17 protein-coding genes and 1 pseudogene are annotated in these 12,094 nt (G+C 63.8%); 7 read left to right on the top strand and 11 right to left on the bottom strand.

The genetic code is table 11. From position 1 onward, the window contains the following. Window positions 1-271: pseudogene (locus tag AC5P7A_RS19280) on the bottom strand (hypothetical protein); the annotation flags it as partial. Between the two features lie 152 nt (window positions 272-423). On the opposite strand from AC5P7A_RS19280, the gene AC5P7A_RS19275 reads away from it, so the two are divergent. Then, entirely contained in the window at window positions 424-1,626 is a 1,203-nt protein-coding gene (locus AC5P7A_RS19275; protein ID WP_495220509.1) for an ATP-binding protein, read from the top strand. A 93-nt stretch (window positions 1,627-1,719) separates the two neighbouring features. Beyond that, window positions 1,720-2,385 (top strand): SOS response-associated peptidase, encoded by a 666-nt coding sequence (locus AC5P7A_RS19270; RefSeq protein WP_495220508.1) that lies wholly within the window; start codon window positions 1,720-1,722, stop codon window positions 2,383-2,385. A 3-nt stretch (window positions 2,386-2,388) separates the two neighbouring features. Here the strand turns inward: AC5P7A_RS19270 and AC5P7A_RS19265 are convergent, their stop codons facing one another. Genes AC5P7A_RS19265 through AC5P7A_RS19235 form a run of 7 tightly spaced genes read right to left on the bottom strand, consistent with a single transcriptional unit; the run spans window position 2,389 to window position 5,896 of the window. Beyond that, entirely contained in the window at window positions 2,389-2,679 is a 291-nt protein-coding gene (locus AC5P7A_RS19265) for a tail fiber assembly protein (protein ID WP_495220507.1), read from the bottom strand. A gap of 46 nt (window positions 2,680-2,725) precedes the next feature. Beyond that, a complete protein-coding gene (locus AC5P7A_RS19260; protein ID WP_495220506.1) occupies window positions 2,726-4,231 on the bottom strand; it encodes a hypothetical protein in 1,506 nt (501 codons plus the stop codon). Further along, window positions 4,231-4,494, bottom strand: a complete 264-nt coding sequence (gene lysC, locus AC5P7A_RS19255) for an Rz1-like lysis system protein LysC (RefSeq protein ID WP_346601512.1) — start codon at window positions 4,492-4,494, stop codon at window positions 4,231-4,233. The genes AC5P7A_RS19260 and lysC overlap by 1 nt, the downstream gene beginning before the upstream one ends. Continuing rightward, window positions 4,470-4,904 carry a hypothetical protein gene (locus AC5P7A_RS19250; RefSeq protein WP_495220505.1) on the bottom strand — a complete coding sequence of 145 codons (435 nt, stop codon included), beginning with the start codon at window positions 4,902-4,904 and terminating at the stop codon, window positions 4,470-4,472. Before AC5P7A_RS19250 ends, lysC begins: the two co-directional genes overlap by 25 nt. After that, entirely contained in the window at window positions 4,891-5,133 is a 243-nt protein-coding gene (locus AC5P7A_RS19245; protein ID WP_495220504.1) for a hypothetical protein, read from the bottom strand. The genes AC5P7A_RS19250 and AC5P7A_RS19245 overlap by 14 nt, the downstream gene beginning before the upstream one ends. Beyond that, a complete protein-coding gene (locus AC5P7A_RS19240) occupies window positions 5,130-5,447 on the bottom strand; it encodes a hypothetical protein (RefSeq protein ID WP_005412901.1) in 318 nt (105 codons plus the stop codon). Before AC5P7A_RS19240 ends, AC5P7A_RS19245 begins: the two co-directional genes overlap by 4 nt. Beyond that, window positions 5,444-5,896: a lysozyme gene (locus AC5P7A_RS19235; RefSeq protein WP_495220503.1), complete on the bottom strand. Its 453-nt coding sequence runs from the start codon at window positions 5,894-5,896 to the stop codon at window positions 5,444-5,446. The genes AC5P7A_RS19240 and AC5P7A_RS19235 overlap by 4 nt, the downstream gene beginning before the upstream one ends. Before the next feature lie 139 nt (window positions 5,897-6,035). On the opposite strand from AC5P7A_RS19235, the gene AC5P7A_RS19230 reads away from it, so the two are divergent. From AC5P7A_RS19230 to AC5P7A_RS19210, 5 genes are all read left to right on the top strand, one after another. Continuing rightward, on the top strand, window positions 6,036-6,308 hold the full coding sequence (locus AC5P7A_RS19230; RefSeq protein WP_495220502.1) for a hypothetical protein: 273 nt from the start codon (window positions 6,036-6,038) through the stop codon (window positions 6,306-6,308). A 217-nt stretch (window positions 6,309-6,525) separates the two neighbouring features. Then, window positions 6,526-6,999, top strand: a complete 474-nt coding sequence (locus tag AC5P7A_RS19225; protein ID WP_495220501.1) for a hypothetical protein — start codon at window positions 6,526-6,528, stop codon at window positions 6,997-6,999. Between the two features lie 104 nt (window positions 7,000-7,103). Continuing rightward, window positions 7,104-7,301: a hypothetical protein gene (locus tag AC5P7A_RS19220; RefSeq protein ID WP_495220500.1), complete on the top strand. Its 198-nt coding sequence runs from the start codon at window positions 7,104-7,106 to the stop codon at window positions 7,299-7,301. Window positions 7,302-7,368: 67 nt separating this feature from the next. Next, entirely contained in the window at window positions 7,369-7,707 is a 339-nt protein-coding gene (locus AC5P7A_RS19215) for a hypothetical protein (RefSeq protein WP_495220499.1), read from the top strand. A 10-nt stretch (window positions 7,708-7,717) separates the two neighbouring features. Continuing rightward, window positions 7,718-7,903: a hypothetical protein gene (locus AC5P7A_RS19210; protein WP_495220498.1), complete on the top strand. Its 186-nt coding sequence runs from the start codon at window positions 7,718-7,720 to the stop codon at window positions 7,901-7,903. Here AC5P7A_RS19210 and AC5P7A_RS19205 read toward each other — a convergent pair. The 3 genes from AC5P7A_RS19205 to AC5P7A_RS19195 are packed head-to-tail and all read right to left on the bottom strand — an operon-like array spanning window position 7,872 to window position 12,093. After that, window positions 7,872-10,226 carry a hypothetical protein gene (locus AC5P7A_RS19205; RefSeq protein ID WP_495220497.1) on the bottom strand — a complete coding sequence of 785 codons (2,355 nt, stop codon included), beginning with the start codon at window positions 10,224-10,226 and terminating at the stop codon, window positions 7,872-7,874. The genes AC5P7A_RS19210 and AC5P7A_RS19205 overlap by 32 nt on opposite strands. Continuing rightward, window positions 10,226-11,449 carry a hypothetical protein gene (locus AC5P7A_RS19200; RefSeq protein ID WP_495220496.1) on the bottom strand — a complete coding sequence of 408 codons (1,224 nt, stop codon included), beginning with the start codon at window positions 11,447-11,449 and terminating at the stop codon, window positions 10,226-10,228. Before AC5P7A_RS19200 ends, AC5P7A_RS19205 begins: the two co-directional genes overlap by 1 nt. Then, the gene (locus AC5P7A_RS19195) at window positions 11,449-12,093 is read right to left on the bottom strand and encodes a hypothetical protein (protein WP_495220495.1); all 645 of its coding nucleotides are present in this window, start codon (window positions 12,091-12,093) and stop codon (window positions 11,449-11,451) included. The genes AC5P7A_RS19200 and AC5P7A_RS19195 overlap by 1 nt, the downstream gene beginning before the upstream one ends. Window position 12,094: the final 1 nt, after the last annotated feature.

Genomic DNA, 12,094 nt, shown 5'->3' with positions numbered 1-12,094 from the left:
GCCGGGCGACTGCCTGGCGCAGGGGCAGATCGGGATAGAGCCTGGCCGCACACCAGCGCTCGGCGTACCGCTTCGCCTGCCGGACGTTGGCCGCGCGCACTTCCTTCACCTGCCACATCTTCTGGCCTTCCATCCATAGCCTGACCCCGGGACCGCCGTCGGGCGTGACGCTAGCCGTCTCGCGGCCGTTGTACCAAAGCGCCCAGCGCTCACCCATCTGGACCCAGCCAGAGGGGATCGGGGCGGTGCGGAAGCCGTGGGAAGAGCGCATGGCCGGAAGGATACGCCCGGCGGTCGCACATCCTGAGATTACAGCGAACTTGCAGCAATCCCGGCAATACTTGGAACAATTGCGAAAACACTTGACTCAATTGATATTTAGGCAATACCTTTCGCCAATCGGATAAGGACAAGGGACGGCAGATGCAGGACGAACTCAATTTCGACACGATCAAGGTGCGGGCAGGCCAAGTGTTCACGCCTGGCTCACCGGTGAATGCGCTGGATCTCTTCGCCGGACGACTCGACCAGCTATCAAAGATCATGGATGCCGTCTCCCAACGCGGATATCACGCGGTCCTATTTGGCGAGCGTGGCGTAGGCAAGACATCACTTTCGAACATCCTGATCCAAGTGATGCAGGGCAATGGCTACATCGTGTCGAAGGTCAATTGCGACGCTCAAGACACGTTCGACTCAATTTGGCGTAAGGCCTTCCGCGAGATTACCTACACGCAAAAGACGCCAGGGCCCGGTTTCAGGCCCGAGCTGAAGACTACGGTAACTCCCCTGGAGGCATCTTTGCCTGCCAGCATTACTCCTGACGATGTGCGGCGAACGCTGTCGCACTTGGGCGCACAGGCGAGCGTTCTGATTGTCCTTGATGAATTTGATCGCCTTAACCCAAACTCCGCCACAAGCACCCTCATTTCGGACACGATCAAGGGCCTTTCGGATTTCGGTGTTAACGCTTCAATGCTCCTAATCGGCGTTGCCGACTCCGTCGGTGACCTCGTTGCCGGTCATCTCTCAATCGAACGCGCACTCGTCCAGATCCCGATGCCGCGTATGTCGAGTGAAGAGATTGCGCTGATTGTCGACAACGGGATGAACCGCCTGGGGATGACGATCGACCCGGGTGGAAAGAGTCACCTTGTCCACCTGGCGCAAGGCGTGCCCTACATTGCACACCTGCTTGCGCTCTACAGTGCGCGCTCTGCTCTAACTGCCAGATCAATGCATGTGCAGCGCTTCCATGTGGATCAGGGGATCAAGAAGTCGCTCGAGCAGTGGAATCAGTCGATTCGGACCGCGTACTACGACGCCGTGAAGAGTGCCCAGCCAGGCAACATTTATAAGGAAGTGCTACTGGCTTGCGCACTTGCTGAGATCGATGACATGGGGTATTTCGCTGCGGCGTCGGTGCGCGGCCCTCTACGCGATATCACCGGTCGGTCACTCGATATCCCTAATTTCTCAAGCCACCTAAAGCAGTTCAGCGAGGACATTCGAGGTGGCATTCTGGAACGAGTCGGTGTCGCGCGACGATTGAGATACCGGTTCGTAAGCCCACTCATGAAGCCGTACATCATCATGCGTGGCTATTCGGAAGGCCTGATCAAGTAGGGCCTGAGCAGGCACGGAGGCGCTCGGGCGCCTCCATTTCGAAATAGGCCCACCTACACGCCCCCGGCACGGCCGACGCCCTACCCTCCAGCCATGTGCGGCCGATTCGTCCAGCTCCCCGTGATCGACTTCGGCCAGCCGGGGCTGGCTGACCTTGCCCCGGGCCTGGCCGAGATCCAGTCCAGCTACAACCTCGCGCCGACACAGCGCGCATCGGTGATCCTGGACCGGGGTGAAGGCCGGCAGGTAACCCGGCTGGCATGGGGCCTGCTGCCCTTCTGGGCCAAGGCCAAGGGCCTGCAGGGCTCGACCATCAACGCCCGGATCGAGACGGTGGCCACCAAACCGGCCTTCCGGTCGGCATTCAAGAAGCGCCGCTGCGTCATCCCAATGGCCGGATACTACGAGTGGTCGGTGAGCCCGATCGACGAGAAGAAAGACCCCTGGTTTATCCACGCCACCGGGCCGCTGCTGGCCGCTGGCCTGTGGGAGGACACCAGCCCCCTGCTACCCGACGGCAACCTGGGCACCTTCACCATCATCACCGGCGACAGCAGCGGCGTGTCGGCCGACATCCACGACCGCATGCCGGTGTGGCTACAGGCCGGGCAGATCGATGAGTGGATGGCGGCCGGCGCGGACGAGGCCATGACCATGCTGCTGGCCAGCGAGCCGCCGGCGATGGAGGCCTACCGGGTCAGCCGCGCAGTGAACACGCCTCGTAACAACCGCGAGGATCTGCTGCAGCAGGTCGCCTAGCAATCAGGGGTAGACAGCGCCCTCACCAGTATCTGCAGCACCTTCCTTGATCGTCGGAAGCGTCGGCCAAGGCACGTCCGGGAAGCCAGGAACCGAAGGCAGGTCACGGAGCGCCTGCCGGTAAGTCTGATACGCCGCCCTCTCCAGCGCGGTCAGTGGCGCATCGGGCATCTGGGTCCAATCAGTCGCGCGCAGAGCCAACCGTCGCTGTTCCCTGGCATCTTCGGCACGGATTCTCTCCACCAGGGTTGCCGGGACTTCGCTGACTACCGTTTCCCCAGCAAACAGTGGCATGCCTTCTTCGATGGCCCTGGCGCTGCTGCTGGTTATCGCATAGAGGTTAGCGCTCAAACCTGTACCCCCACACGTCAATGAACGCTCCAGATCCAACTGGCGAGACACCATACAAGTACTGGAGCGTCCGACTTGCCACAAAGGCGTGGATTGGTGTTCGCTGGTTCGCCAAGCAGGTGTATCGCGACGCGGCTCCAGAGTTCCCAATCTCCGGAATGTCGATGAAAACCTGTTGATCGGCATTGTTGATCGTATTGGCAATGACGTAATTGGACGTCACCGGGATCACACCAGAGAGCGCAACGTTGGTGCGCGTAGTCGCCATGCCACCGGATAGCACGCGGAACGGAGCGACGAGGTTGACGACGTAGTTGATCTCATCGCCGTTCTGACCGAATCGGTAGATGTTGCCGCTTGCATCAGTCAGCAGGCTACCCAGGTAACGCCGCGATGTGTCGCCAGCTTTCGACCGGGCGGAGCCGCTGAACGCCGTAGAAGCAGGCGCCGTGGTCACAATCTCAACATCCGGCGTGCCTGCGTTGGAATAGCCATAGGCGTGATACCAGGTGCTGGCGGATAGGGATAGCCCAGCCTTGGTAATCGGCGACGGGAAGGAAAGCAGCCCTCCAAGCGACTGGATCGCCGCGAATCCGCTGGTGAAGGTGATCGAGGTTCCGCTGTTCCATACCATCTGCAGGCCGCAGATCTCACCCGATACGGCTACGGCTGCGAGGCTGGAGTTCTGGATTGCAGTCGAGTGGTAACGCTCAGTTGACGAACCGCCTTGCAGGCCGGAGAGGGCTGTGTTGTGCACTGCCCCTGGCTGCAGTGCGGTGTCAGCCTTTCCGAGCGAGGTAGTCACTTCCGATGCCAGCGACAGAGTCGGTAGGCCAGCGGCTGCTGTGCCGTTGGCGACATTGATCTGCTGCGCGGTGCCAGTAATCGTCGCCTGGCGGGTTCCCGTTACGCGTCCATAGGCGTCCTTGGTGATCGCCAGCAGGACACCAGCACCAGAATCGGCGACCGAGGCGAGATCAATCGTAGGCAACCCAGCAGACGCATCCCCATTGGTGACCGCGACTCGGCCTGCGCCCCCCGTGATCGTGGCCGGCCGTGTTCCAGTCACCCTGCCCTTTCCGTCGCGCGTGACTGCCAGGAGCGTGCCAGTACCCGAGTTCGCGACGTCCTTCAGCCCGATCGTCGGGTTTCCTGCATCGCCGTCGGGGTTGGCGATGTCGATGCCGGTACCTTCCTGGAGCGACCGCAGCGCCCAATCACCGTTGCTCTGCCGCGCGGCGAAGCCGGCGCCGATCAGCGCGGCCAGCTTCTGGATGTTGGACGGGACTTCCCTGATCAGCTTCCAAATGGTCGAGGCGATACTACTCGGGCCGCCGCTGCTGCCGCCGGTGGGGTTGATCACCTGCGCCGCGGTCAGGATCTGGCCATCGGGGCCACGCAGATTCACGCCGACCTGGGCGCCATTGGTCGCGTCGGGGTCGACATCAACGAAGCCGCGGGGATTCTGGTGCAGCGGGACGCGCTTCTTGGCCATTAGCGCCCCAGCGCGCGGATCTCGCCCATGCGGGTGTTGCAGTCCTGCAAGGCGACCAGGTTGGCGTTGTACGCGCTGACCACCGCCTCGACCGTGCGCGATGCTGCCCGGGTTGCCGGGCACGGCTGCGTCAGCCGGTCATCGACCGGGACCAGCTTCTCCACGGTCACATGGACCTTCTCGGGTAGCTTCGGCCGCTCAGGCTGGTGCGCGCAGCCGGCCAGCAACATGGCGGCGATCAGAGCAAAGGAATTGAGCTGCACAGCTCCATCTCCAGTTGTGACCGGCAAGCCGGCGTGGTCTTTGCGGCCTGCAGCGCCTTCTCGGCGGCGGTGGCCCGGCGCTGCCCCTCAGCCGCTGCCGCTTCGGCCCGGCTGGCTGCTGCAGCAGATGCCTTGCGCGCCGCCTCGGCAGCGTCGATCGATGCCTGGGTCTGCCGGTTGACCTCCTGCAGGAGCTGGCCGGCGGCGTTGGCCGCGCGCAGGTTCCCGGCCGCCTCGGCGCGCGCGCCATCGAGCTGGCGTTGTACGGCGCCGATCTGCTCGCGGTCGGCCGCAGCCTGGCGGTCCTCGCCCCGCTGGCACCCGGCCACATACAGACCTCCGGCCAGTAGGCACCACAGGCCAAGGCGGATCAGCTTCGCGTAGGGTGCCAGCGGGTCAGGGATCAGCATGGCGCGCCACCTTCGCCTTCTGTTTGAAGCTGGTGGCCACCGGTACCAGGAACGCCGACCCCACGGCCAGCACGCCCATGCCGATCAACGCCCACTCAGGGAATGCGTTCTGGGCTCGCTCGGGCATCAGCGCATAGGCGCCAAGGCCGGCCGTCGCGGCCGCCGAAAGGATCGCCAGCCAGGTGCTGGCGCGACCAGCCACGCCCTGCCAGTTGAATCGCCCCTTCACTTCAGCCCCCTGAGCTGCTTCAGCTCCTTGATGTCCTGCTTGTTCTGCTCCACCTGCACGGCCTGCTTGGCCAGTTCGAGCTTCAGCGCCGGCACGTCGGCCAGCTGCGTGTTGAAGGTCTGCAGCTGCTGCTGCACCGTCGCCATCTGCTGGTTCGTGACCTGCTGCTGCGTCAGCACGGCCTGCATGGAGCTGATCAGCCAGTAGCCGCCGGCGATCATGAAACTGGCGAAAGCGCCAACGATCCATTTCTCGACCGGGCCGAGTGAAATACGGGTGCGGCCGTCCTGGCTCGGCTGGGCTTCCATGCTCATGCGCTCCCGCCCTGACCTTCGAACACGCGGCGCTCATCGGCTCGGCGGTTGGACAGGCCCTGCATGACCCTGCCGTTTGCCCTGTTCCAGCGCGGAAACTGAGCCGCGGCCCCCGCTACATCGCCGGCGTTGAACAGCTTCAGCAGGGTCGAGCTGCGGAATGCAGAGACGCCGATGTTGTAGGCCAGGCTGACCATCGCCCCCAGTTGCCGGTCGTTCGCCGGCCGTCGCAGCGCCGACCGCACGCCCTTGGCGAACCGGTCCAGATCGAGAGCCAGCCGGTCGTCGGCCTGCTTCTGGCTCCAACGGACGCCCTTTTCGATGCCAGGACCGGTGGCGCCGTAGCCGATGGTCCATGGCGCTCCGCCGGTGGCGGGGTCGGGGTAGGCCTCCAAGCGGCACCCCTCCCACTTCTTCACCAGCTGTACCGCATATGCCAGGGCGCTCATGCCCGCTCCCCCGTGTGTGATGGGGCCATGCTGCCCGGGGCGGCAGGAGCATCAACGGACGCCAGCAGTCTCAACAATTGGGAGACAGACTGAGGCTATATTCCGGCTGCCCACAGGGGGCACCAACATGGAGAGTGGAATGAGTGCTTATTTGGTCAGTTACGACCTGAAGAAGCTCGGACAGAACTACGAGTGCATCCGTACAAAGCTCCAGGCGTATCGCAAAAGCTGGAACATGCAAGGGTCCGTCTGGATCATCTCAAGTGACCAGACCGCCCCTCAGATCAGAGACGATCTGGTGAAGTGCCTTGATGGCAACGACAACGTCTTCGTGGCGAAGCTCGATGTGACCGCGTGGACAGGGTTTGCTAGTCAGAGCGATGCGTGGCTCAAACAAACTATTGAAGAGTAATTCCTGTCTCAGCCACGGGGCTCATTCGCCACTGTGTACCTCTTACTGCGGCTGCCATAAGGCATGCCATGCACGTTGACCAAGACGCCGGCGAATTTCGCCGCGAGGTGAATGACCCACAGTCGCCAAGAAGGAATGTACGGATTGTTGTTGTGCACGTGACCTCTCCTCTATCCAGGAGAGGTCACCCTAACGTCGCATGCTCCAGCATCAACGGATGGGCTACGATGCGCTGGGCCCTGGATTGGCCGGGGCTACCAAGGAGGTGGTGATGCAAGTTGCTAAACAATTCGAAATCGTTCCGCTCGATGAAACGTCTCCCGGCGACATCCTGCAGATGAACGGCTGCTGGGCCATCAGATTGGACAATGACTACGCTCTCTATCTGAACGGCAAGCACGAAGGAGTGGTTGAAATCGTTGCTCCTCGTCCTTGCCTTCGGCTGAAGGATTACGACGCGATTCTTGTAGATTTTTCGAGCATGTCGCACGCCACATCAAGCGACCCAAATTCCCGCAATCCTCTCGTTATTCATGAGAAGGGCCATGCCCTACACGCGAGAATCGATGGGGAGGACAAGTTGTTCAATTTCCGGGGGAAGGAGTTGTCCGCGCGCCCGGCCATCCAAACTGGCCCCTGGATGGCGATTGCCGCCGTTTCAGGAACGGCTAAGACCCTTAATCTCTTTTGAATGGATTGGCCCGGACAAGCGGGCCTTTCGACATGAGTCGCCCTCGCGGCCGGTGCAACCAACTAGCCTGGTCTCAAATTGATCTGGCTCACAAGGAGATGGTGATGAGTAGCATCCAACGCGCACTAATGAGCGATGAGATCGACCTGGCCAAGGAGATCTTTACCAAGGCTGCGGCTGCCGCAATTGCGGCAGATCAACTGCCGGATTTCACGGGAATCGCCGAGTACTCAATGCTCGCCGCTATCGCCTTCTCGGAAGTGGAGGACGGGCTTCCCAGCCACGACAGCGCATTCGATTGATCGAGACGCCGCACCGGCCGCCGGAGTGGCCGGTGCTACTATCCGCCCACCACCCGAGGCACGCGCCATGACTCCTGATTCGACCCTGTTTCATGACCTTCCGCCACTCTTGGTTGAGGAGGTACGAACGTGGCCAGCCGGCAGGGTGGTTCCGGTCAAGGTCCTGGTGCACATCTATGCTGGGGACAACGCCCCCGGCGTCATCTACTCCGCCGAGTGGAGGCACGATTCTTTCGGGTTCATGGCTCCCAGCCAGGAGAAGAACGCCGTAGCTCAGGGTGGCATCAAGTTCGAGCACAACGATGATTTTGTACCTGCACGCATCCTGTTCAGCCAGTACCACAAGACCGCAACTGTGCGGGGATCGAGTCTCGAAGGCAGCATCAAGGCAGCGCCTGCGCGCTGAGGACTACACCATGACCGACTGGAAGAAGACCGACTACGGCGTCCCGAAGACCTGGCAAGAGCTTCGGGAGGAACGAATCGACGCAGACCTGGCCAAGAACAGCGCCAACCCGATGCCAAAGCTGGTCGGACTTGGCGTTCTCGCACTTGTCGTTATTGCCTGCATTATCGGCTTCCTTCTGTCGTTCCAGCGCTGAGCTCCTGCTCGACTCGATCTGCAAGTTCCGCCACATCCTGGTCCCGGCTTCGATCCGCAATTCCTCGCAACACCTGCAGCTGCGCCGGAAGCTCGCCTACCGGCTTCTCCGAGGTGCGAGCCAGCCAGTTTACGTACTTGGGCGACGTCATCATCCTGGCTGTCGCATTCGCGAGGCCCGAACCCAGCAGCGACCCTCCGACGGCCAGGAATGCACCGCCAGCATTCCCCATCGCCAGCGCAGTGCCAGCGCCCGCACCGGTGGTGGCGATCTGTCCGATCAGGGCCTCACGGCCGGCAGTGCCGGACGGGTTGGCGAAGACCTTCGACCCTTCCCTGATGCGTGATGTGGCCTTGGCGATCGTTTCCATGTTCCGGGTGAACTCGGGGCCGTAGCTGCCGAACAGCACCTTGCGCGCCTCCGGGCTGGTGTTTGCCCAGTTTGTCAGGAAGGTGTTCATGGAGAACACGTCGCCTTCGTCGGTCTGCTGACTGCCGATTGCGCGGCCCATTCGGCGGATGAACGCCGAGGTGACCATCTTTTTCTCGTTCTCGGGAAGCACCTGCATGATCGCGCGGATGCGTGTCGGACCATCCTTCGCGCCGCTCACCGCGGCCAGGTAAGCGCCCTCGCCGTCCTTCTTGCCGATGATGTTGTCGATGTTCTCCAGCTGGTCGATGTAACGGGAGTGGTACTGGTTGGCGCTGGTCAGGGCCTGGGCGGCCTTCGGGTTGCCCGTGGCCTTGACCGCCTCCTCCATATCCCGGCTCAGGGCCGCGTAGACGGGGCGCCACATGCTGCGCGGTACGTCGCTACCGAAATTGGCGTTGTCGATCTCACGGCCGACCAGTGATCGCAGTTTCTGCAGAGCCTCGTAGGGCAGACGGTTGTCGGTCATGTTGCCGAGGGTGGCCATGACGTTCTGCTCGATCTGGTCTGCCGTCGGCACCGGCTCCATCACCGTCATGCCCAGCGACTTGCGGCGCGCATTCTCCATCTCGACGGAACGAGCTTGGGCCTGCAGGTAGGCACGATAGGCATCGGCCTGCTCCTGCATGCCGGGCTGCGTCAGCAGAGCCTGCACGCCCTGGGTGTCATCGATCAGGCCGCCCTCGATGCTGCCCAAGCGAGCGTTCTGGAACAATCGCGACGTGGAAGGAGCGCCCGGGATGGCCTGATTCAGATCCCTCAGCGCCGCCTGCACATTGGAGATGTCGACCCGCGTGTCCTGCGGAATCAGCTCGTCCAGCGCCCGATAGAGAGCATTGCTCTCTGCGCGCGACATCTCCTTGAAGCCGCCCGGCCCCGCAATTCCCTGCCTGATGGCTAGGCCAGCCATCTCTGGGTCGACAGCTTGGCCGCCCGGCGCCAGCGAGGAAGCGATCTCATCGATGCGGTTGCCAAACTGGCCGGCCTGGCGCTGCGCGAAGCGATCGATGACACCAGCGGATCCAGGCACGCTACCGAGCAACGTTTCCGTCGCCTGCAACGCGCGGTTCCCCGTGGCCTGTCCCATGCTGGGCTGCACCCCAGCCTCCGCGAACTCGCCAAGCGTCTGCCGCAGCGGCTCGGGATCGGCGCCACGAATAGCTCGCCGACCAACATTCTGCGCAGCGGCAGCACCGGCACCGCTGGTCGGAAGGCCAGGAATCACGCCCGGGGCCAGACCCCCGGCAAGGCCAGCAATGATCTGGGCAACTGGACCACCACCCGCCTCACGCGTACCACCCGCAGCAGCAGAACCACCGATGGTGCTTGCCACTTGCAATGCCGGCTGCGCGGTGAGGAACGTTCCAGCCCTCTCACCCAGCGTCGGAGCCAGTGAGGACACTTGGCGTCCAGCAGTTAGCGCGCCGCCGGCGCCCAACGTCAGGCCGGTACCGGTCAGTGCCTCGCCCACATCGCCGAGGACACGATCGCCGGAGGTCTGCGCCTTGGGCAGGCCGAGGGCGTCCCCAAGCGTCGCCGCGTTGTCGCGGAAGCTGGCCACAGGCCGGCCGGTGATCTTGGTCTCCAGCGCGCCGAGGGCGTCGCCACCGACCGCACCCAGAAGGCTGCCGATGCCCTGCAGCACCGAACGAGCGCCGAACGCCAGGTCGCGCGGGATACCTGCCTTCCAGCCGTCAGCCTGCCGTCCATCGGCAGTGCTGGAAACGCTGCCGGTAACCTCGGAGAAGTCCGGCGCCAGGGCTTGGACGGTCCCGAGGGTCGGGATGTCTTCCAGCTCGAATCCCGGCGGGGGCGGCGGCACAGCGCGTGTCGCCGCAGCGGGTGCGGCAGCTGATTCGAGAACGAAACCGGGCGGAAGCGGAGGAGTCGCCATTATTCGGGCACCCACTGGCCGTTGATGAGCACCAGCACCTGGCCGGTACGTGGATTGCGAGCGCGCTGCGCGCCACTGGCGCCGGTTGACGGCAGTCCCGGCGCACGCGGCGACGCTGCCGGCGGGTCACCGAGCGTCGAGGTGCGGCCGTAGTTCGAGTTGATCAGGTCCTGTTTCTGCCGCTGCAGCTGTACCGCGCGAGCATTGATCTCGGACAGTCGGTCAAATGCTCGCAGCAGCGTCTGCCGATCATTGGCAGCCATGAGCTCTTGGCCAGCGCGCTGCGCGTCGCCTTCGGTCTGCACACCCTTGTTGAGGCGCAACGACTCGTTGACGATCTTGGTCTTGTCGGCGTTCAACTCGCTGAGGTTGACGTCGTTCTCACCTGCCAAATTGAGCTTCGTGCGGATACCGCCAAGGAGCCTTGCCCCAGGCCCCACGTCCAGCTCTCCTGTCCTCAGCCGCCCCTGATTCTTGCTGATGATGTCGCCAAGGACCTGCGTACCGCCCAATGCGTCCTCGACCGCCAGCAGCTCCTTCAGTGCGCCGACCGGCAGCGGCTTGCCACTGTCCCCAAGCGTGCCGGCAGACTTGCCGCCAGGGTTCCACTGGCCACCACGCTGCAGGCCGAACTTGGCCGCGTCGATGCCCATACCTTGCCGGGTGCGCGCCGCGCTGGCATTGGAGCTGTTGGCGCTGGCGTAGGAGGCGGCAGCGCGCGCGGCGTCGGCGGCAATGCCGGCCTGACCCTGCTCGGTGGTCGAGATCCCGCCGCCGCCCTCCTTGAAGCGGTTCTGCAGCAGGTTCTGGCCCTGCACTGCTCCCAGCTCCTGCGGGCCGTTGGCCACGGCCATGAGGTTTGCATTCGCGCCCTCCCAATTGCCGCCCAACGCGGCATCGCGGGCGGAGCTGCGCGCAGCGGCACCGAGTACGTCGTTCAGCTGCCCGGCGTCGAATCGGTCGTTCGCCAGCAGTGCGATGCTGCCAAGCGTCGCGCGGGCGGTGTCATCGCCGCCCAGCACGCCGCTGATCAAGTCCGGGTTCACCAGCGCCCGCTGCTTGTTGATCTGGTTGGCCAGCACGGCCTTCGAACGCGCCTGACGGGCCTCCTGCAGTGCCCGTTCGACCTGGTAGTTCCTGCCCAGCTGATCCGTGTAGGTATCGCGGGTGTTGCCGAACAGGGCGGTGCCGAGGGCCTGCCCTGCCTGGTATGGATTGGCCATCAGGCGTACCCCGTGGTGAGTGGATCGTAGGACCCGTAGAAGTTGGCGCCTGCTCGTGGGGCTGCCGCGGCGAACCCACCTCCGCCACCGGCCATTGCGCTGCCGGCGGACGTAGCCAGACCGGCCAGGAGATCGACTTCTGGGCGGCGCCGGATCTGCCGCAGGCGCAGCTGATCGATGAACTGTTGGCCGCGGCTCGCACGCGCCTCCATGTCCAGGTCCGTGGCCAGCTTCCCGTACCCGAAGGCTTCCTGCTGCCGCTGCAGCTGTGGCGCATCGATGCGGGACATCAGGCCAGCTGTGGTCGCTGCAGCGTTGTCGGCACCGGTGCGCGCGGCGCCAGCATCGGCCTGGAAGGTCGCGCCGCCGATCGGGCTGTTCAAGCCCGACAGAGCCTGCCGCTGCCCGCGCTGCAGCTGCTGCATGTACTGCCCAAGCCGCTGGGCCCGGTCATCCGCCGCCGTGCTGGTCTCCAGCTGGGAGATCTCGTCGTTCACGCGGCGATCGGCCTCCTGCTGGCGGCGCGACTGATTCAGCAGGCCCTGTGCGGTCGCCTCGTCCTGCTTGCGCTCGACGCGCTGCGTTTCTGCTTGCTGCGCCGCCGTGCCGGCCAGAGCGATCGCGATGGGAATGAACTGGCCCATG

The sequence above is a fragment of the Stenotrophomonas sp. YJH_SMC_65 genome, assembly GCF_059369475.1.
This window is presented reverse-complemented; position numbering and strand designations above follow the sequence as displayed.